This window comes from Vitiosangium sp. GDMCC 1.1324, assembly GCF_003044305.1.
GTDB lineage: Bacteria > Myxococcota > Myxococcia > Myxococcales > Myxococcaceae > Archangium.
Genome location: NZ_PZOX01000043.1, coordinates 1 through 22,464 on the forward strand (window position 1 = coordinate 1; position 22,464 = coordinate 22,464).

The 22,464-nt window shown below is 70.2% G+C and carries 4 protein-coding genes; all 4 read right to left on the reverse strand.

Going from position 1 to position 22,464, the window contains the following annotated elements:
- The coding region (locus tag DAT35_RS56350; protein ID WP_146210315.1) for a non-ribosomal peptide synthetase at nt 1–8,659 on the reverse strand (8,659 nt) is incomplete at its 3' end.
- A gap of 45 nt (nt 8,660–8,704) precedes the next feature.
- Entirely contained in the window at nt 8,705–13,186 is a 4,482-nt protein-coding gene (locus tag DAT35_RS56355) for a type I polyketide synthase (RefSeq protein ID WP_108077758.1), read from the reverse strand.
- Complete coding sequence (locus DAT35_RS56360; protein WP_108077759.1) at nt 13,179–16,505, reverse strand: non-ribosomal peptide synthetase; 3,327 nt, start codon at nt 16,503–16,505, stop codon at nt 13,179–13,181. The genes DAT35_RS56355 and DAT35_RS56360 overlap by 8 nt, the downstream gene beginning before the upstream one ends.
- Before the next feature lie 3 nt (nt 16,506–16,508).
- A complete protein-coding gene (locus DAT35_RS56365) occupies nt 16,509–22,451 on the reverse strand; it encodes a type I polyketide synthase (RefSeq protein ID WP_108077760.1) in 5,943 nt (1,980 codons plus the stop codon).
- Nucleotides 22,452–22,464 lie beyond the last annotated feature (13 nt).

A 22,464-nucleotide genomic window follows, 5' to 3' on the forward strand; every position in this document is an offset into this window, starting at 1 on the left:
GTTGGTAGAGCTGCTGGACGAGAGAAGTGGCCAGAGGCTCGCCGGCCAGGTTGACGACGCGGACGGAGGAGGGAAGGCCGCCGGAGCGCAACAGCTCCGACATGGCGGAGGGGACGGTGTTGACGAGGGAGACGCGCTGAGAGGCGGGGAGGGTGGGCAGCTCCAGGGCGTTGTTGGCCAACACGACAGTGCCGCCGAGGCTCAGGGGGAGGAAGAGCTCGAAGACGGAGAGGTCGAAGGCGATGGAGGTGGAGGCGAGCAGGCCGGAGAGAAGCTCCGGGGAGAAGACACTGCGAGCCCAGAAGAGGAAGGAGACGGCATTGCGGTGCTCGATGGAGACGCCCTTGGGACGGCCCGTGGAGCCCGAGGTGTAGATGAGGTAGGCGAGGTTGCTGCTGGCGGCCGCACGAGCAGGGTTGCTGGTGCTGGCGCGCGACAGTGCCTCGGCGTCCTTGTCGAGCAGGAGGACGTGGGCGGAGTGAGGCGGGAGGCTGTCCGTTACCGTGGACTGAGCGACGAGGAAGCGAAGCTGGGCATCCTCGATGATGAAGCCCAGACGCTCGCGGGGATAGGCAGGGTCCAGCGGGACGTAGAGGCCGCCAGCCTTGAGGATGCCGAGCAGGCCGACGACGAGGTCAGCTGAACGTCTGGAGCAGATACCGACGGGAGTCTCGGGACCGACGCCCAGAGAACGCAGGGAGTGAGCGAGCTGGTTGGCGCGGGCGTTGAGCTCAGCGTAGGTGAGGGAACGGGAGCCGTCGACGAGGGCCTCGGCGTGAGGAGTGCGCTCGGCCTGGGCCTCGAAGAGCTCATGAAGGGTGGCCTCACGCGGGTAGTCGAGAGGGAGGTCGTTCCACTCGACGAGGAGCTTGTGCTTCTCCGCGTCCGTGAGGAGAGGCAAGTCGGAGAGGCGGGAGTCCGGACGAGCGACAGCGGCCTCGAGGAGGATGCGCAGGTGCTCCATGGCGCGAGCCACGGTGTCGCGCTCGAAGAGGTCGGTGTTGTACTCGAGGCCGCCCGCGAAGCCGTTGGGCGTATCGCTGAGGGAGAGCGTCCAGTCGAACTTGGAGGTGGAGCTCGACAGCTCCAGTTGCTTCAGGGTGAGGCCCGGCAGAGAGAGCGCCTCGGAGGGCGCGTTCTGCAGGACGAACATCACCTGGAACAAGGGAGGACGGCTGAGGTCGCGCTGGGGCTGGAGCTCCTCGACGAGCTTCTCGAAGGGCATCTCCTGGTGCTCGTAGGCGGCCAGGGTGGTGTTGCGCACCTGGAGCAACAGGTCGCGGAAGGAAGCCTCGGGGGAGATGCGCGAGCGCAGAACGAGCGTATTGACGAAGAAGCCGATGAGGCCCTCGAGCTCGGTGTTGCGGCGGCCGGCGATGGGAGAGCCGACGGAGATGTCGTCCTGACGGGAGTAGCGGTGCAGGAGCACCTGGAAGCCGGCCAGCAGCGTCATGAAGGGAGTGACGCCGAGGCGGGTGGACAGGGACTTGATGGAGTCGGAGAGCGCCTTGGGGAGCGCCACGGGCAGGCTGGCTCCGCGGAAGGTCTGGACGGGGGGCCGGGGCTTGTCGGTGCTCAGCTCCAGGTGGGCAGGAGCGCCCGAGAGCTGCTGCTTCCAGAAGCGCAGTTGGGAGTCGAGCACCTCGCCCTGCATCCACGAGTGCTGCCAGAGCGCGAAGTCGGCGTACTGGATGGGCAGGAGCGGCAGGGCAGGAGGCTTGCCGGAGGCGAAGGCGGCGTAGAGCGAGGCGACCTCACGCACGAGCACGCCCATGGACCAACCGTCGGAGACGATGTGGTGCATGGACACGAGCAACACGTGGTCCTCTGGCGCCATGCGCAACAGCGAGGCGCGCAGGAGCGGGCCGTTGGCCAGATCGAAGGGACGCAGGGCCTCCTGACGAGCCAGGTCGTGGGCGCGGGCCTCGCGCTCGGAGGCCGGCACGTTCTGGAGGTCCAGCACGTCGAGCGGAATGGAGAGCGCCGGGGCGATGATCTGGACGGGCTGACCATCGTGAGAGGCAAAGGTGGTGCGCAGGGACTCGTGGCGGCGCACGAGCTCCTCGAAGGCACGGCGCAGGGCCTCGGTATTCAGCGAACCCGTGAGTCGGAGGGCCGCGGGGATGTTGTAGACGGGGCTGCCGGGCTCGAGCTGGTCGAGGAACCACAGCCGTTGCTGCGAGAAGGCCAGCGGAATGTCCCCCTCGCGATGGGCAGGCCGCAGGGGCACGGCCTGCGGCGAAACCCGCGAGCGCTGAGCCTCGTCGATCTTGAGAGCGAGGGCTGAGAGGGTGGGCGCCTCGAAGAGGGCGCGCACGGGCAGCTCCACCTGGAAGGCAGTGCGCAGGCGCGACAGGACGCGAGTGGCGAGCAGGGAGTGGCCGCCCAGCTCGAAGAAGTTGTCCTCTGCGCCGATGCGAGGAACAGAGAGGACCTCCGTCCAGATGGCGGCGAGCTTCTCCTCGGTGGGAGTGCGCGGGGCGATGTACTCGGCGCCGGAGTCCTGAGGGGCCTCCGGAGCGGGCAGGGCCTTGCGGTTGATCTTGCCGTTGGGAGTGAGGGGCAGTTGCTCGAGCGCCACGAAGGCGGAGGGCACCATGTGCTCGGGCAGATGCTGCTTGAGATGGGCACGAAGCTCGGCGGCAGTGGGAACCTGCTGGCCGGAGGGCGTGAGGTAGGCGACCAGACGCTTGTCGCCGGGCCTGTCCTCGCGAGCGACGACGACGACCTGGCGAACACCAGGGTGCTTGTCGAGGACGGTCTCGATCTCACCGAGCTCGATGCGGAAGCCACGGACCTTGACCTGGAAGTCGGTGCGGCCGAGGTACTCGAGGTTGCCGTCGGAGCGGTAACGGGCCAGGTCGCCGGTGCGGTACATGCGAGCACCGGGAACAGAGCCGAAGGGGTCGGGGAGGAACTTCTCGGAGGTGAGCTCGGGGCGGCCGAGGTAGCCGCGGGAGACACCGGCACCAGCGATGAAGACCTCACCAGGGACACCGGTAGGCACCGGCTGCAGGTGAGCGTCCAACAGGTAGACCTGGGTGCCGGAGATGGGCCTGCCGATGGTGGCGGGCTTGTCGGAGTGGCGGAGGGTGAAGGTGGAGTAGGTGGTTGTTTCTGAGGGGCCGTAGAGGTCGTAGACGAGGGAGAGGCCCGGCTGCTGGTAGAGCTGCTGGACGAGAGAAGCGGCCAGGGGCTCACCGGCCAGATTCACGACGCGGACGGAGGAAGGAAGGCCGCCGGAGCGCAACAGCTCCGACATGGCGGAGGGGACGGTGTTGACGAGGGAGACGCGCTGGGAGGCCGGGAGGGAGGGCAGCTCCAGTGCATTGCCCGCGAGGATGACGGTGCCGCCGAGGCTCAGGGGTAGGAAGAGCTCGAAGACGGAGAGGTCGAAGGCGATGGAGGTGGAGGCGAGCAGGCCGGAGAGGAGCTCCGGGGAGAAGACACTGCGGGCCCAGAAGAGGAAGGAGACGGCATTGCGGTGCTCGATGGAGACGCCCTTGGGACGGCCCGTGGAGCCCGAGGTGTAGATGAGGTAGGCGAGGTTGCTGCTTGTGGCCGCACGAGCGGGGTTGCTGGTGCTGGCGCGAGACAAAACCTCTGTGTCCTTGTCGAGCAGGAGGACGTGAGCGGAGTGGGCCGGGAGGCTGTCCGTCACCGAGGACTGGGCGACGAGGAAGCGAAGCTGGGCATCCTCAATGATGAAGCCCAGACGGTCGCGAGGGTAGGCAGGGTCCAGCGGCACATAGAGGCCACCGGCCTTGAGGATGCCGAGCAGGCCGACGACGAGGTCGGCCGAGCGCCTGGAGCAGATGCCGACAGGAGTCTCGGGACCGACGCCCAGAGCACGCAAGGAGTGGGCGAGCTGGTTGGCGCGGGCATTGAGCTGCGTATAGGTGAGCGAGCTCGAGCCGTCGACGAGGGCCTCGGCGTCAGGGGTACGAGCCACCTGGGCCTCGAAGAGCTCGTGGAGGGTGGCCTCGTGCGGGTAGTCGAGAGGGAGGTCATTCCACTCGACGAGGAGCTTGTGCTTCTCCGCGTCCGTGAGGAGCGGCAGCCGGGACACGGGCACGTCGGGCGAGGCCACCACGGCGGACAGCAGCACCCGCAGGTGCTCGGCCATCCGGATCATGGTCGCGGGCTCGAAGAGGTCGGTGTTGTACTCGAGGAACCCGCGCAGCCCTCGCGGAGTCTCCTGCATGTAGAGGGCGAGATCGAACTTGGAGATGCCTCCCTCGAGCTCCAGGGGCGAGATCGTGAGTCCGCCCAGCGCCAGCTCGGGAATCGGCATGTTCTGCAGGGCGAACATCACCTGGAAGATGGGCGGGCGGCTGGAGTCGCGCTGGGGCTGGAGCTCCTCGACGAGCTTCTCGAAGGGGACGTCCTGGTGCTCGTAGGCGGCCAGGGTGGTGTCGCGCACCTGGCGCAGCAGGTCGCGGAACGAGAGGTCCGCGGAGAGCCGCGAGCGCAGGACGAGCGTGTTGACGAAGAAGCCGATGAGGCCCTCGAGCTCGGTGGTTCGCCGGCCGGCGATGGGCGAGCCGACGGAGACGTCGTCCTGTCCGGAGTAGCGGTGCAGCAGCGCCTGGAAGCCAGCCAGCAGCGTCATGAAGAGGCTGACGCCGTGCTGGGTGCTGGTGGCGGCGAGCGCCTGAGAGAGCTCGGGCGGCAGGTGGAAGATGTACTGGGAGCCCCGGTACGTCTGCACGGGCGGACGCGGCTTGTCGGTGGTCAGCTCCAGGTGGGCCGGAGCGCCGGAGAGCTGCTGCTTCCAGTAGCCCAGTTGCGAATCGAGCACCTCGCCCTGGAGCCACGAGCGCTGCCACTGAGCGAAGTCGGCGTACTGGATGGGCAGGAGCGGCAGGGCGGGCTGCTGGCCCGCGGAGAAGGCGGCATAGAGCGCGGCGATCTCGCGCACGAGCACGCCCATGGACCAGCCATCGGAGATGATGTGGTGCTGGGTGACGAGCAGGACGTGATCATCCGGAGCCAGCCGCAGCAGGCACGTGCGCAGGAGCGGGCCCTGGGCCAGGTCGAACGGGCGCAGGCCCTCCTGGCGCAGCAGCTCGCGCGCCCGGTTCTCTCGTTCGGAGGCGGGCACGTCCTGGAGGTCCAGCACCTCGAGCGGGATGGACAGGGACGGCGCGATGATCTGCGCGGGCTGGCCATCGCGAGAGATGAAGGTGGTGCGCAGGGACTCGTGACGGCGCACGAGTTCCTCGAAGGAGCGGCGCAGGGCCTCGGTGTCCACCCGCCCCGAGAGCCGGAGGGCCGCGGGGATGTTGTAGAAGGAGCCGCCGGGCTCGAACTGATCCAGGAACCACAGCCGCTGCTGCGCGAACGACAGCGGGCTGTCCTCCGTGCGAGGCGTGGGCTTCAGCGCCGGCGCCTCGGGTGCACGGCTGGCCTGCCGGATGCGGGCCTCGTCGATCTTCCGGGCGAGCCCGGAGAGCGTGGGCGCCTCGAAGAGGGCGCGGATGGGCAGCTCCACCTGGAAGGCGGCGCGCACGCGGGAGAGCACCTGGGTGGCCAGCAGCGAGTGGCCACCCAGCTCGAGGAAGTCGTCCTCGGCGCCGACGCGCGGCACAGAGAGGATCTCCGCCCAGATGGAGGCGAGCTGTTCCTCGGTGGCGGTGCGCGGAGCGATGTACCCGGCCTCGGACTCCTGGGCCTCGGGAGCGGGCAGGGCCTTCCTGTCCACCTTGCCGGCGGGCGAGATCGGCAGCTGCGCGAGCGTCACGAAGGCGGAGGGCACCATGTACCCGGGCAGCTGCTCCTTGAGGTACGCACGAAGCTCGGAGGTGTCGTGCTCCTCGCGCGAGGGCACGACATAGGCCACCAGGCGCTTGTCGCCGGGCCTGTCCTCGCGGGCGATGACGACGACATCGCGGACGGAGGGGTGCTGGCGGATCGCGGACTCCACCTCGCCCAGCTCGATGCGGAAGCCGCGCAGCTTCACCTGGGAGTCGAGGCGGCCGAGGAACTCGAGCGTACCGTCGGAGAGCCAGCGGACCTTGTCACCGGTGCGATAGAGGCGCTCGCCCGGGGTGTGGGGGAAGGGGTTGGGGATGAAGCGCTCGGCGGTGAGATCCGGGCGGTGGAGGTAGCCCCAGGCGAGGCCATCTCCGCCGATGTACAGCTCGCCGGGCACGCCGGCGGGGACCGGCTGCAGCCGCGAGTCCAGCACGTACACCTGTGTGTTGGCGATGGGCCGGCCGATGGAGACCGTGTGACCCACCTGCTCCAGGCGCGTGAGCAGGTGGGTGGTGGCGAAGGAGGTGCTCTCGGTGGGGCCGTAGGCGTTGATGAACTGGCCTTGAGCCAGCCGCGCCTTCACGCGCTCCGGAGGCATCACGTCACCGCCGGAGAGCACCTGGCGCACGTGCGCGAGGGCCTCGAGCTGCGTGACCACCATCTGATCGAAGAGGGCGGTGGTGAGGAACAGGGTGGTGACGCGGTGCTGTTGAATCGCCTGTCCCAGCTCCTCGAAGGTCGGGGCGTGGGGAGCGAGGACGACGAGCCGGGCGCCGTGAAGCAGGCTGGCCCACAGCTCGAAGGTGGCGGCGTCGAAGGAGGTGGGCGCCAGTTGCAGCAACACCTCGCTGGGGCCGAAGTCCGCGTACCGCGCGCCCATGACGAGCCGGACCACGCCGCGGTGGGGAATGCACACGCCCTTGGGCCGGCCCGTCGAGCCCGAGGTGTACATGACATAGGCGAGCGCGTCGGGCGAGACGCGGACGCCTGGAGAGGTCTCGGGTTGCTGGACGACGAGGTGCGCGTCGGACTCGAGCAGCACCTTGCGTGCGTGCCCTTCGGGTAGTCGCTCGGCGAGGTGGCGCTGGACGAGCAGCAGCGGAGCGCGCACGTCCTGGAGCATGAACTCCAGGCGCTCGCGGGGGTAGGACGGGTCGAGCGGAATGTAGGCGCCGCCCGCCTTGAGGATGGCGAGCGTGGCGATCACCATCTCCAGCGAGCGCTCGATGCTCATGGCGACCGGAGCGCCGGGCTGCAGGCCCAGGCTTCGCAGGTACCAGGCGAGCTGGTTGGCGCGCGAGTCGAGCTGGCGGTAGGTGAGCGCGTTCCCCTCGAACTCCACGGCGATGGCATCCGGAGTGCGCGCGGCCTGGGCCTCGAACAGCTCGTGGATGGAGGCGTCGCGCGGGTAGTCGACGCGCGTGTCGTTCCACTCGACGAGCAGCGTGTGGCGCTCGGCCTCCGTGAGCAGCGGCAGCTCGGCGAGCCGGGCCTCCGGGGTGGTGATGGCGGCCGACACCAACACCCGCAGGTGCTCGGCCAGGCGGGCGATCGTCTCCGGCTCGAAGAGGTCCGTGCTGTATTCGATGCGGCCGGTGAACCCCTCCGGGCGATCCGACATCAGGAAGGTGAGCTCGAAGGTGGAGGCTCCCGAGGTGATCGGGGCCAGGCGCACGTCCAGGCCCGCGACGTTCATGGAGGCCGCCTGCTGGGGCAGCAGCGCGAACACCACCTGGAAGAGCGGATTGCGGCCCGGCTCTCGCGCCGGACGCAGCTCCTCCACGAGCTTCTCGATGGGCACTTCCTGGTGGGCGAAGGCTCCCAGTGAAGTCTCACGCACCTCCTTCAGGAACTGCCGGAAGCTCAGCCCTCCGGCCGCGCGCGAGCGGATGACGACCGTGTTGATGAAGAAGCCGATCAGCCCCTCAAGCTCCGCATGGCTGCGGCCCGCGACGGGAGTGCCGACGCAAAGGTCCTCCTGCCCGCTGTAGCGCGACAGCAGCACGTTGAACGCGGCCATCAACACCATGAAGCTGCTCGCGCCCTCCCGGGTCGCGAACGCGCGCACCGCGTCCGACAGCTCGCGAGGCAGCGAGAAGGTGTGCTCCCGGCCCCGCCCCGTGGGCAGCGCGGGCCGGGGATGATCCGTGGGCATCTCCAGGGCCGTGGGCGCTCCCTCGAGCTGCTTGCGCCAGTACGTCACCTGCTCCTGGAGGAAGGGGCCCTGGATCCGCTCGCGCTGCCAGAGCGCGAAGTCGGGATACTGGAGCGGCAGCGGTGGGAGCGCGGGCACCCTGCCCGACGCGAAGGCGTCGTAGCTGGCGAGCAGCTCTCGTGCGAGCACGCCGAAGGACCACCCGTCCGTGACGATGTGGTGCAGCACCACGAGCAGCATGTGATCCTGCTCGCCCAGCCGGAGCACCTCCGCGCGCAGCAGCGGCCCGGTGGTCAGGTCGAAGGGGCGCTGCGCCTCGGCGCGCGCACGCTCGTGGACCGCCTCCTCGCGGCGCTCGGTGGGCAGGGACGTCAGGTCCGAGCGCTCCAGCGTGAAGCGGACGGCTGGCGCCACCACCTGCTCCGGACCCTCGGTGCCAGCGCGGAACGTGGTGCGCAGCGTCTCGTGGCGCTCCACCACCGTGCGCAGGGCCCGCTCCAGAATGTCCGTGTCGAGCCGGCCCTGGATGCGCAGCAGGTTGGGCAGGTTGTACGCCACGCTCCGGGGCTCGAACTGGTACAGGAGCCACAACCGCTGCTGCGAGAACGACAACGGGAGCGGGCGCCCCTGCTCGCGGACGCGTGCGCTGGGACGCGAGACCTTGTTACCCGCCTGCTCCAGCCGGCGCAGCAGCTCCGCGCGCTTCTCGGGCGGAAGGTTGGCGATGCGCTTGGACAGATCGTTCATAAGACTGGCAATGCTCCGTCGAAGTTGTCGGGCGCGGCGTTCGGGTCAGCCTTGCTGTTCCAGCTCGGCCAGCAGCGCTTCCAGGGTGGCGGTATCGGTCTCGCTGGCTCGTGTCTGCACGATGGCCAGGGCCATGACTTCCACGGTGGGGGAATCGAAGAGGGCTCGCAGGGGCAGCTCCACCCGGAACGCCTCGCGGACGCGCGCGAGGATCTGCACGCCCAGGAGTGAGTGGCCGCCCAGCTCGAAGAAGTTGTCGGTGATGCCGACCTGCTCGATGCCGAGCAGGTCCTGCCAGATACCGGCCAGCTTCTGCTCGTTCTCGTCGCGGGGAGCCACGTAGGCGTTGGCGAGCGGCGGGCGTGGATGCCGGTTGCCTGTCTTCGTGGGAGTGGCCCCGGCCGGGTCGCTGCCCGCTGCCGGAGTGCGTCGCCGGGCCTCCAGCGAGCCCTTCACCGCGAGCCAGCGTCCACCCGAGGGCGATGCGAGCAGTCCGAGCAGGAGCCGGAAGCCCTCGTCCGGAGCGATGACGGCCTCGGGACGGAAGCCCGTGCCCACGCCCCAGACATCCCAGTCGATGCTGTACCAGCGGGTGCCGGACACGCGGGCCTGGTGCGCGACGAAGGCGTCCATGCCGGCATGGGCCGCCGCGAGCACGGCGCAGCCAAAGCCTCCGAGCACCGCCGTGAGGGACGAGTGCACCGCCACGAAGGCTGGACGGCGCCCCTTCAAGGACTCGGCGAGATGGCGCAGGCCCGACAGGCGGCCCTGGAGCACCGGAGCGCTCGCCTCGCGCGTCGCCTCGGAGACCGGCGTCATCGCGGCCTTCCCGCCATCTCCCGAGGCGAAGAACACGCCGTCCACCGGACCGAAGCGGGACTCGGCCGCCTGGAGGGCGCGCTCGACCTGGCCGGCGTCACCGAGCTCCGCCCGCAGCACCAGCACCTGGGCTCCCGTCCGCTCCAGCGCACGCACGCGCTCGATGGCGCGCGATACCGGATCCTCGGTGCCGTGACTGGAGAGCCACGCGTCGCGCTCCTCGGGAGCCGGGAGGGCCCGGCGCGAGAGCAGGACCAGCTTCGGACGCACCGCCGAGGCGAGGTGCTCGGCCAGCGACAGGCCGATGCGCCCCAGTCCACCCGCGATGAGATAGACGCCGCCTTCCTTCAGCGAGGCCGCCTGCTGGGGAGCGGGGACCGTCTCGAAGGATTCGAGATAGCGGTAGGGGCCGCGGAGCGCGACCACGGGCTCACCGTCCGAGGCCAGCTCCGCCACGAGCCGCTCCACCCAGAGCTCCGTGTTCGCGCCCTCCTGGGGCGGGGTCACATCGATGGCGCGGCAGCGCAGGCCCGGGTACTCCAGGGGGAGTACGCGGCACACGCCCTGCGCGGTGGCTCGCGAGGGGTGGAGTGGCTCCTCACCCGTCACATCCTGCGCTCCCGCAGTCACCACGGAGAGCGTCAGGGAGTGATTGACGACATCGGGGCCGATCGCCCGCGCGAGATCGAGCAGTCCGTGGAGGACGAGCTCCTCTCCCGCCTCGGGCGCCAGGGGCCACAGGTTGGCGATGCGGTCGGGCGTCCAGCCCTCGGTGCGCAGCCGCTCCACCTGCTCGCGGAGGGACTCGGGGCGCTGGGAGTCCACCGTGACGACGTCCGCACCTCCGGCGCGCAGCCGCTCGGTGATGCGCGCGGAGAGGGCTCCCGCCGCCTCCAGCACCAGCCAGCGCTGACCCTGGAGCGAGGGCGCCGTGGAGAGGGCCGCCGCGCGCTTCCAGGCGGGAACGGAGAGCTCCACCCGGGACGCGTCCGAAGCACCCTCGCGCCGCGAGGCGTCCTCGGCCACCGCGGGCCGGGAGACTGGAGCCGCGCCTCCCTTCAGCAGATCATAGCGCTCGCGCTGGAAGGGGTAGGCCGGGAGCTGCACGCGGCGGCGCGGCTCCTTCCCGTACCGCTTCGCCAGATCGATCTTCGCTCCGGCCAGCCACAGGCGCGCGGCGGTCTCCGTCGCATGCTGGGCGGCGTCCTGCGCATCACGCGGCTGCGGCAGCGACGTGAGCACCGTGGGGTGGGTGCCTGCCGGCGCGTTGCGGCGCACGAGCGTCGCCAGGGCGTGCCCCGGGCCGACCTCCAGGAAGACGCGCTCGGGGTTGCCGAGCAGCAGCGCGGTCCCCTCGCCGAAGCGCACGGGCTGGCGCAGGTGCTTCGCCCAATGGCTTGTGTCCGTGGCCTGTTCGGCCGTCACCCAGGTGCCCGTCAGATTGGACACATAGGGCAGCTTCGGTGGTGACAGGCGCAGGCGCGACACCTCGAGCGTGAACGCCTCCAGCACCGGGTCCATCATGGCCGAGTGGAAGGCGTGCGAGGTGTGCAGCCGGCGGGCCTCCACGCCGCGACCGGTGAGCACCTTCTCGAGCGCCGACACCGCCTCCTCCGTTCCGGACACCACCTGAAGGGCCGGGCCGTTGATCGCGCCGAGCGAGGCTCCGGGCGGGAGCAGCGGTGTGAGCTCGGCCTCCGTCAGGTGGACGGACAGCATGGCGCCGGCCGGGAGCGACTGCATCAGCCGCCCGCGCACCGCCACCAGCCTCAGCGCGTCCTCCAGCGGGAAGACCCCAGTGAGGCATGCGGCCACGTACTCGCCCAGGCTGTGGCCGATCATCGCCTCGGGCTCGATGCCCAGGGACATCCACAGCTTCGCGAGCGCGTACTCCACCGCGAACAGCGCGGGCTGCGCGAGCTCGGTCCGGCGCAGCAGCGCCTCGGCCTCCTCGCCGCCCTGGGCGGGGTAGAGCACCTCGCGCAGATCCTTCCCGAGGTGCGGCTTCAGCGCGTCGGCGCACGCATCCAGGTGCTTGCGGAAGACGGGCTCGGACTCATACAGGGCCCGCCCCATTCCGGGATGCTGGGTGCCCTGTCCGGAGAAGAGGAACACCACGGGCCGGCGGAGGTTCGTCCCCGAGCCGGCGAGCGCTCGGCGGGCATCTCCGAGCGCGGCGCGGGCCTCGGCGGCATCCCGGCAGAGCACGGCGCGCCGGTGCTCGTGGGTGCGGCGGCCGGCCTGCAGCGTGTACGCCACGTCCGCGATGTCCACTCCGGGGTGGCGCTCCAGGTGGGCGGCCAGCCGCGTGGTGGCCTCGTCCAGAGCGGCCGCGCTGCGCGCCGACAGGGTCAGCGCGTGCCAGGGCTTCTTGGAGGCCGTGGCCGGTTGCTCGGCGGGAGCCTCCTCCAGCACCAGGTGCGCGTTGGTGCCGCCGATGCCGAAGGAGCTGACGCCCGCGCGCCGCATCCGTCCGCCGCCGTCCCAGGGGCGCGGCTCCGCGGCGACGTAGAAGGGGCCTCCCTCGAAGTCGATGCGCGGGTTGGGCCGCTGGAAGTGCGGCGTCGGGGGGATGAGCCTGTTCTTCAGCGCGAGCACCGTCTTCAGCACGCCGGCCACGCCCGCGGCCGCGTCCAGGTGCCCGATGTTCGCCTTGAGCGAGCCAAGGGCACAGCGCTTCGCTCCCACGCGCTTGCCGCCGAACGCCTGGTTGAGCGCAGCCACCTCGATGGGATCTCCAATGGAGGTGCCCGTGCCGTGGGCCTCGATGTACTGGATGTCCTCCGGCTCCACACCGGCGATGGCCATGGCCTCGGAGATGACGGCCGTCTGGCCCTCGACGCTGGGAGCGGTGTAGCCCACCTTCGAGGAGCCGTCGTTGTTCACCGCCGAGCCGAGGATGACGGCATGCACCGTGTCGCGGTCGCGCAGGGCGTCCGACAGGCGCTTGAGCACGATGACGCCCGCGCCGGCACCACGCACCGTGCCCTGGGCCTGCTCGTCGAAGGCGCGGCAGTAGCCGTCCGGCGAGAGGATCATCCCCTGCTGGTACAGGTAGCCGCTCGTCTGCGGGAAGGACACCGAGGCGGCACCGGCGATGGCCATGTCGCTCTCGCCCGACAGCAGGCTCTGGCAGGCCAGGTGGATGGCCACCAGCGAGCTGGAGCACGCCGTCTGCACGGTGACGCTCGGGCCGCGCAGGTTGAAGCGGTGCGACACGCGCGTGGCCACGTAGTCCTTGTCGTTGGACAGCATCAGCCCGTACGAGCCCACGGTGTCCAACAGCTCCGGCTGCCGCATCAGCGCGCGCAGCAGGTACGAGCTGAGGCTCACGCTGCCGAAGACGGAGACGGCGCCGGTGAAGCGCTCGGGCTCATAGCCGGAGTGCTCCAGGGCCTCCTGCGCGCACTCGAGGAAGAGGCGCTGCTGCGGATCCATCAGCTCCGCCTCGCGAGGGCTGAAGCCGAAGAGGCCGGCATCGAAGTGCGTCGCCTCGTCGAGCACGTAGGCGGCGCGCACCCACTCGGGGCGCTCGCGCAGGGCGCGGGGCACACCCGCCTCGTCCATCTCCGCGTCGGTCAGGGTCCGCCGGGCGTCCGCGCCGCGCCGGAGGTTGTCCCAGAAAGTCTCGAGGTCTCGCGCCCCCGGGAAGCGCCCGGACAGGCCAACGATGGCGATGCGCTCCACCTCTTCGTGCTGCTCAGACATCCGAATCGTCTCCGTCGTCTTGCGAGTCCGTGCGTGCGCGTGCGCCAGCGCGGCGGGTGAAGGCCCGGCGGGCCTCGGCGCGGGCGCGTCCCGTCTGGGCCGAGTCCGGCGCGCTGTCCTGCTTGGAGAGCCGCTCGGCCAGGGCCCGGACAGTGGGGTATTGGAAGAGCTGGGTCAGGGCCAGCTCGGTGCCCAGGGCCGTCTTGAGGCGGCGGTGCACCTGGAGCGCGAGCAGCGAGTTGCCGCCCAGCGCGAAGAAGGCATCGTCCACACCCACGCGCTCCACCTGGAGCACGTCCTTCCAGATGCCGGCGATGAGCTGCTCCAGCTCGGTGCGAGGCGCCTCGAAGAGCTGGCCCGCCTGGGACTTGCCGAGCTCCGGAGCGGGGAGGGCGCGGCGGTCGAGCTTGCCGTTGGGGCTGAGCGGGAGCGTCTCGAGCGCCACGAAGGCCGAGGGCACCATGTGCTCGGGCAGGCGCGACTGGAGGAAGGAGCGCAGCTCGTTCGCCTGGGGCTGCTCGGACGCAGCGACCACGTAGGCCACCAGACGCTTGTCGCCGGGCCGGTCCTCGCGCACCACCACCGCCACCTGGCGCACCGCCGGGTGCTGGGCGAGCAGCGTCTCGATCTCCCCGAGCTCGATGCGGAAGCCGCGGATCTTCACCTGGAAGTCGGCGCGGCCGAGGTACTCGATGTTGCCGTCCTCCAGCCAGCGGGCCACGTCACCGGTGCGGTACATGCGAGCGCCCGGCGCATCGCTGAAGGCATCCGGGATGAAGCGCTCGGCGGTGAGGTTCGGGCGGGCGCGGTAGCCACGGCCCACCTGCACGCCGCCGATGTACAGCTCACCGGACACGCCGATCGGCACCGGCTTGAGCTGGGCGTCCAGGATGCGGATGACGGTGTTGGCCACGGGGCGGCCAATGGGGATGGAGCGGTGGGACTGGCCCGGCTTGCAGGCGTAGTAGGTGACGTCGACGGCGGCCTCGGTGGGGCCGTAGAGGTTGTGCAGCTCGGCGTGAGGCAGCCGCTGGAAGAACTGCTCCTGGAACTCGACGGGCAGGGCCTCGCCGCTGCACACCACGCGCTTGAGGGACGCGCAGCGCTGCTCGAGCTCGGACTCCTCCAGGAACACCTTGAGCATGGAGGGCACGAAGTGGAGCGTGGTGACGCGCTCCTGGGCGATGAGGCGGGCCAGGTAGTCCGGGTCCTGGTGGCCACCGGGCTTCGCGAGCACCAACCGGGCACCCTGCATGAGGGGCCAGAAGAACTCCCAGACGGAGACGTCGAAGCTGAAGGGCGTCTTCTGAAGGACGACGTCCTGGGCGCCGAGCTCGTACTCGTCCTGCATCCACAGCAGCCGGTTGACGACGGCGTGGTGCTCGTTCATGGCGCCCTTGGGGCGGCCGGTGCTGCCAGAGGTGAAGATGGTGTAGGCGAGGTTGTTGGCGGTGGCCTGCGCGGGAGGCGCATGACGGGGCTGCAAGGAGATGTCGGCCCAGCCCGAGTCCACGCACACCACGTGGGTGCTCTTCGCGGGAAGCCGCGACAGCAGCCGCTCCTGTGCCAGGAGCACGGTGGGGCGGGCGTCCTCGAGCATCCAGCCCAGGCGCTCCTGGGGATAGGCGGGGTCGAGGGGCACATAGGCACCGCCGGCCTTATGGGTGGCCAGCAGGGCGACGACCATCTCCAGGGAACGCTCCAGACACAGGCCGACGCGGGACTCGGGGCCGACGCCGAGCGAGCGCAGGTGCCAGGCGAGCTGGTTGGCGCGCGAGTCGAGCTCACGGTAGGTGAGGGACTGGCCCTCGAAGGTGAGGGCGATGGCGTCGGGGGTGCGCTCGACCTGGGCCTCGATGAGCTGGTGCAGGCACACGTCTCGAGGGTACCTGGCTGGGGTGTCGTTCCACTCCTGGAGGGCCCGGTGCTCCGTGCCGGTGAGGAGCGGGATGGAGTCGATCGGCTGATCGGGGTTGGCCGCGATGCCCTGCAGCAGCATCCGGTAGTGCTCCAGCAGCCGGCTCATCGCCGGGGTGCCGAAGAGGTCCGTGCTGTACTCGGCGACGATCCGCAGGCCCTCGGGCAGCTCGGTGGCGATCAGCGTCAGGTCGAACTTGGTCGTCCCGGTCTCGGGCTGCTGGAACTCCATCACCAGGCCGGGCGCCTGGAGCGGCGGCATGGGCGCGTTCTGCAGGATGAACATCACCTGGAACAGCGGGCTGTGGCTCAGCCGGCGCTCGGGCTTGAGCGCGTCCACCAGCCGCTCGAAGGGCAGGTCCTGATGGGCGAAGGCGTCCACCGTCGTCTGGTGGACCCGGCCCATGAGCTCGCGGAACGTGGGCCGGCCCGCGACCGAGGTGCGCAGGGCCAGGGTGTTGATGAACAGGCCGATCATCCCCTCGAGCTCGGACCGGTTGCGGCCGGCGATCGGCGTGCCCACCACGAGGTCCTCCTGCCCGGTGTAGCGGTGGAGCAGGACCTCGAAGGCGGAGAGGAGGGTGACGAAGAGCGTCTTGCCCTCGCGCTGGCCGAGCGCCTTGAGGGTCTGCGCGAGCTCGGGGGGCAGCAGCAGCGTCTGGCGCGCGCCGTGGGGGCTGAGCGCCGGGGGGCGGGGCCGGTCGGTGGGCAGCTCCAGGATGGCGTTCGGGTCCAACCGCTCGCGCCACCAGGAGAGCTGCGTGTCGAGCACTTCACCCTGGAGCCACTCGCGCTGCCACGAGGCGAACTCCGCGTACTGGAGCGGCAGGGCCTGGAGCGGAGAGGGCTGTCCCTGGACGAAGGCCGCGTAGAGCGCCGCCAGCTCGCGGACGAGCACGCCCAGGGACCAGCCGTCCGAGATGATGTGGTGCATGCTCAGCAGCAGCACGTGCTCGCGCTCGGCCAGGCGCAGCAGCACGGCGCGCAGCAATGGCCCACGGGTCAGGTCGAAGGTCTGCCGGGCCTCGGCGGTGATGCGCTCGCGGGTCCGCTGCTCCCGCTGTTCCTCCGGCACGTCCCTCAGGTCCTCCACGGACAGGGGGATCTCCAGCGAGGACGCGACCACCTGGAGCAGACGCCCCTCCTGGTCCGAGAAGGTGGTGCGCAGTGTCTCGTGACGGCGCGCGAGCTCCTGCAGGCCGCGCCGCAGCGCCTCGGGGTCGACCTCACCCGAGAGGCGGACCGCCCCCGGCATGTTGAAGGCCGCGCTGGCGGGGTTCCACTGGTAGAGGAACCACATGCGTTCCTGCGCGAAGGACAGGGGCGCCTGTTTCGCCTTCTGGGTCTTCTCGCGCAGCAACTGCGCCAGCAACGCGCGCTTGTCGTCGGGGGGGGATGCCATACGTCAGGCCTTTTCCTTATCGGCTTCCAGAATCGCGAGCAGCTCCGCGACCTGCTCATCCGAGAGCTGATCCAGGTTCTGCAGGAGCTTCTCGGCCTCCTCCTTGGAGGGGGCCTTCGGGGCGGCGGGCTTGGCGGGTGGCGGAGCGGCCTGCTCCACCTCGTAGCCGAGCCGGGCGACGAGCTCGAGCGTGGTCGGGTCCAACGGACGCGGCCACTTGATCTTCTTCCAGCTCTCGCCGAGGCCCTTCTCGATGCCCTTGTGCTGCAGGATGTTGGGATCGCCCAGGCCGCCCATCATGCGCTCGCGCTTGCCATCGTAAGGCTGGAGCACGCGTTCATCGAAGGGGATACCGAGGAAGTCGCACACGCGGGTCATCACCGGGCGCGAGTCGCGCACCAGCTCCTCGTATTGCACCCAGAGGACACGCTCTTTCTCGACGCGCGAGAAGAACTCGAGCAGGTTGCGGTTGCAGAGCGCCCAGACGGTCTCGGCCACCACGTGGGGATCCACCTCGGCGTTGCCAAAGAGGCTGGGGCCGAAGAGCCGGTCGAAGCGCACGCGCAACAGCGACTCCATGACCGGGTACGGGTGGCGGTAGAGGAAGATGTACTTGGGCTGATCGAACATCACCTCCGAGCGCCAGAGCGTCTCGGGGTCCAGCGCGTACGAGGGCGTCTTGTCCACCAGCAGGCGGGGGCCGGACAGCTCCTGGAGCTTGGCGAAGATCTCCTGGGCCGGGGTGTTCTCCGCCACGAACCGGTCCACGAGCGCCTGGCCCGCGTTCGAGTCGATGCCCATCAGCTCCATGAAGGCCCACTGGAGGCCACCCTCCGTCCACTCCATCTCGTGGCCGAAGCCGATGTTCTCGCGCCACTCCTTCATGTTCTCGAAGAAGAGGAGGTTGACCTCGGGCGGGCAGAAGAGCTTCGGGTGCCCGGCGAGCATGACGCGGAACAGGGTGGAACCGGCGCGCGGGCTCGAGTGCACGAACACCATCGGCGGGTTCTTGCGCCCGCCCTTCGCCGTGGCCGTGCTGCCCTCGGCGTGCTTGCGGTAGGGCTTGAGCGCGTAGGCCGACAGCGGCTTGTCGGAGACGTACTTCGACGGGTTCGCCAGGCGCTCCATCTCGGCCAGCAGGTAGCGGGCCAGCTCGGGGATGGAGGCGTGCTCCTGGATCTCGTGCGGGTAGAGCTGGAACTTGAAGTCCTGCCGCAGGTTGTACTCCACCTCGGCGCCCAGCAGCCGCAGATCGTAGCTCTTCAGGCTTCCATCGGCGGGGAACTGCTCCATGGCGATCCGGAGGCCATGAGCGATCTTCCGCTTCAGGTAGTCCTCCATGATGCCCTGGCGCTCGGTGGGGAACGCGGCGCGCAGCCGCTCGCCGATGGGCTTCTCCGCGGCCGCGGCGTTCTTGGCCAGCTCCTGCTCGAGCTTCGCGGCGGTGGCTGCCACCGTGGGGGTCTCGAACAGACCGCGCAGCGGCAGGTCCACCTTGAGCTCGGCGTGGAGCTGGTTGCGCAACTGTGTGGCGAGCAGCGAGTGCCCGCCCAGCTCGAAGAAGTTGTCGTTGACGCCGATCTGCTCGATGCCCAGCACCTGCTGCCACACCGAGGCCACGGAGCGCTCGAGGTCGTTGCGAGGCGCCACGTAGGCGGTGGCCAGCGAGGGCCGGGCGTGGTTCGACGTCGCCGCCTTCTTCTCCGAGGCCGTGGAAGCGCGAGGCCCCTGCCGCCTGCGGGCCTCCAGGTCGCCCGTGGACATGACGAGCTGCCCGCCGGGAGCCTGGGTCAGGATGCGGCGGATGACCTCGAGTCCCTCCTGGGGCTGGATGGCGAACTGCGCGAGCGCCGGGCTCATCGCGGACATGGAGGGAGCCTCCTCGAACTGCCAGGCATCCCAGTCCACGCTGAGCCACGGGAAGGAGCCCGACTCGCTCCGGCGCTCGGCGAAGGTGTCCATGAACTGGCTGGCCGCCGCGTGGACCACCTGCCCGAGCCCTCCGAGGATGGACGACAGCGAGGACACCAGGAGGCAGAACGCGGGGCCCTCGGCGGGGAGGACCTTCTCCAGGACGCGCAGGCCGTGCACCTGCGGGGCGAAGTGCGAGGCGCACTCGCTGGGGCCCGTGTCCTGGATGATGCCCAGCGAGGAGCCCTGACGCAGGCCGCCCGCGGCGTGGATGACGCCGTCGATCCGCCCGAAGTGCTCCACGGTCCGGGAGAGCACCTGGCGCATCCCGGCCTCGTCGGTCAGGTCGGCACCGAGCACCAGCACCGAGGCACCCGTCGCCTCCAGCGCCTGCGCGGCCTGGATCTTCTGGCGGATGGCGTCCTGAGGGCCACGGGTGGACAGCCACTGGGCCCACTGGTCCTTGGCGGGGAACTCCTTGCCCTCCACGAGCACCAGCCGGGCCCGCGAGGTGCGAGCCAGCTCACGGGCCAGGGCGTGGCCAATGCCCGTGAGTCCCTCCGTGACGAGGTACACGCCCTGCTCCTTCAGCGTCCGCAGGGGAGCGGCGTCGGCCTCCAGGCGCACGGGCTCGAAGGTCTGGACCCAGCGCTGACGGCCGCGCCAGGCGATGACCGGCTCGGACGTACCGGCCTGGAGCTCCGCGAACAACTGGGCCGCCACGGACTCCGCACCGCCCGCCTGGCCGGGAGCCACGTCCACGAAGTGGCAGGTGATGTGCGGATACTCCTGGGGCACGACGCGGCAGGGACCGAGCAGCGTCGCCTTTTCCGGCGAGGGCACGTCCGTGCTCTCCACCTTGACGGCGCCGTTGGACGCGACCCACCACGCGAGCGGCTCCGAGCGCTTCTGGGTGCCCAGCGCCTGCGCGAGGAAGAGCTGGCTGTAGAAGCCGGTGTCCAGCGCCCGCTCGAGCGACACGGGCTCGGACGTCACGCTCCACAGGTGCACCACGCCGTCGAACGCCTGCCCTTGCGTCTGGAGCGCCTGGAGCAGGGCGGCGTAGTCCTCGCGCCGCTGGGGATGGAGCGTATAGGTGCCATCGGCGAGGCGGCCGAACGCGTCACCGGGAACGACGCGGATGACGGACTGCCCCGCCTGGGCGAGCTTCGGTGCGAGCGCATCCGCCACTCCGGCCGCATCCGCGAAGACGAGCCAGCCACGGCCGGAGCCCTTCGCGCCCTGCGCCTGAGCGGTACGCGGGATCGGGGTGCGCTTCCACGAGGGCACGTAGAACCAATCCGCGATGTCCTTCTTCTTCTCGGCGGAGGCCGCCGGACGCGGAGCCAGGCTGCCGGGCCGGGCGTCGAGCCAGTAGCGCTGGCGCTCGAAGGGGTAGGTGGGCAGCGGGAGCCGGCGCCGCTTCTCGCGGGCGTAGAACCCGGACCAGTCGGGCGTGACGCCGCTCAGCCACAGCCGGCCGAGCGTGCTGAGCAGCACGGCCTCATCCGAGGACTGCTCGCGGGGGTGACGGGTCGAGGACAGCACGACGCGCTCGCCCTGTGCGCCCTGCTGCCGGGTGAGGCTGGCGAGCGAATTGCCAGGGCCCACCTCGAGCAGCACCTGCTGGGGCTTCTGCGCGAGCGTCTTCAACCCATCGGCGAAGCGCACGGCCTGGCGCAGGTGCGTGGCCCAGTAGGAGGGGTCGGTGGCCTGGGAGGCCTCAATCCAGGTGCCGGTGACGTTGGAGACGAAGGGAATCTTCGGCGGGTTCAGCTTCACCTGGCGCACGCGGGCGGTGAACGGAGCCAGGATGGGGTCCATCATCGCCGAGTGGAACGCGTGAGACGTGTGCAGCCGCTGCACGTTCACGCCGCGCTCCTTCAGCTTCTCCTGGAGCGCCTCGATGGCGGGCGTGGGTCCGGCGACGACGGTGAAGGAGGGCGCGTTGACGGCGGCCACGGAGAGCTCCGAGCCCAGGTGCGGCCGGAGCTCGTCCTCGGGGAGCACCACGCTCAACATGGAGCCGGCGGGGAGCTCCTGCATCATCCGTCCGCGGGCGGCGACCAGCGCGAGCGCATCACGCAGCTCGAAGACTCCGGCGAGGCACGCGGCCACGTACTCACCGATGCTGTGGCCGAGCATCGCCTTGGGCTGCACGCCCCAGGACATCCAGAGCTGGGCCAGGGCGTACTCGATGGAGAACAGCGCTGGCTGGGCGATGGCCGTGCGGGTGAGCGCCTGGGCGGCGTTCTCGGCCTGGGCCTGCTCGGGGTAGAGCAGCTTGCGCAGGTCCACGCCGAGGTGCGGCAGGAGGAGCGTGGCGCAGGAGTCCAGGTGCGCACAGAACACGGGCTCGGAGGCGTACAGCTCGCGCGCCATGTCCACGTACTGCGAGCCCTGGCCGGGGAACAGGAACGCCACGGGCCGGTCCTGCGCGGTGGGTGAACCGGTCCACACGCGCTGGGGGTCGCGGGTCTCCAGGGCGCGCACGGCCTCCTCGCGGTCGCGGCTCACGACCACGCGGCGGAAGGCCATGGCCTGCCGGCCCACCTGAAGCGTGTGAGCCACGTCGGGCAGGTGGACGCCAGGGTTCTCTTTCAGGTGCCGGGCCAGGTTGTCCGTGGCCACCTCGAGCGCCGCCTCGGACTTGGCCGAGAGCACGAGCAGCTGCACGGGCCGCGACGTGCTCGAGGGCGCCAGGGGAGGCGCCTCCTGGAGGACGACGTGGGCGTTCGTCCCGCCGACACCGAACGAGCTCACCCCCGCGCGGCGCGGGCCGTTGGCGGGCGCCTTCCAGTCGGCCAGGGTGGTGTTCACGTAGAAGGGACTGTTGGCGAAGTCGATCTCGGGGCTCGGCTTCTCGAAGTGGAGGCTGGGCGTCAGCTTCTGGTGCTCGAGCGAGAGCACGGCCTTGATGAGGCTGGACACGCCCGCGGCGTTGGCCAGGTGACCGATGTTGCTCTTGAGCGATCCGACAGCGCAGCGCATCTTCGCCGCACGAGGAGTCCCGGGCTTGTAGCGGAACGCCTTGGTGAGGGCGCGGAGCTCGATCGGGTCACCCATCTGGGTGCCGGTACCATGGGCCTCGATGTAGCCGATCGTCTCGGGCTCCACGCCGGCGGCGCCGAGCGCCTCGTCGATGACGGCGGCCTGGCCCTCCACGCTGGGGGCGGTGTAGCCGACCTTGTGGGAGCCGTCGTTGTTGATGGCCGAGCCCTTGATGATGGCGTGGATGTGATCGCCGTCCTTGAGGGCATCCTTGAGCCGCTTGAGCACCACGGCGCCCACGCCGCTGCCGAACACGGTGCCCTCGGCCTTCGCGTCGAAGGCGCGGCAGTGGCCGTCGGGGGACACGATGCCGCCCGGGATGTACGAATAGCCCTCGGGGTGCTTGACGTGGACGGAGACGCCGCCAGCGAGCGCCATGTCGCACTCCTGGTTGAGGAGGCTCTGGCAGGCCACATGGGTGGCCACCAGCGACGTCGAGCAGGCGCTGAGGATGGAGTAGCTGGGGCCGCGCAGGTCGAGCTTGTAGGCGACGCGGGTGCTGAGGAAGTCGCCGCCGTTGCCCACGTCGATCTGCACCTGATCCAGCGCGCCGAGCCGGTCGGCGTTGGGGACGAGGTTGTAGATGAGGTACGTGTTGGTGGAGGCGCCCGCGAACACGCCGATGGCGCCGTCGTAGCGGTCCGGCGTGTAGCCGGCACGCTCGAGGGCCTCCCAGGCGCACTCCAGGAAGACGCGGTGCTGCGGATCCATCAGCTCCGCCTCGCGAGGCGTGAAGCCGAAGAACCCGGCGTCGAACAGCTCCATGCCCTCCAGGGCGGCGCTCGCCTTCACGTAGTGCGGATCCTTGCGCAGGGCCGGATCCACGCCGAGCTTCTCCAGGTCGGCATCACTCAGGGGCCGGATGGACTCGGTGCCGTTGCACAGGTTCTTCCAGAAGGCGTCGAGATCCTTCGCGCCGGGGAAGCGGCCGGTCATGCCGATGATGGCGATGTCCTGCTCGTCAATGAAGGTTTCGGGAGGCATGGGCAGTGGTTCC

What these genes read in the sequence shown, in the direction of transcription:
- DAT35_RS56365 (WP_108077760.1), bottom strand. Translation starts at nt 22,451, where the DNA reads ATGCCTCCCGAAACCTTCATTGACGAGCAGGACATCGCCATCATCGGC.
- DAT35_RS56360 (WP_108077759.1), bottom strand. Translation starts at nt 16,505, where the DNA reads ATGGCATCCCCCCCCGACGACAAGCGCGCGTTGCTGGCGCAGTTGCTG.
- DAT35_RS56355 (WP_108077758.1), bottom strand. Translation starts at nt 13,186, where the DNA reads ATGTCTGAGCAGCACGAAGAGGTGGAGCGCATCGCCATCGTTGGCCTG.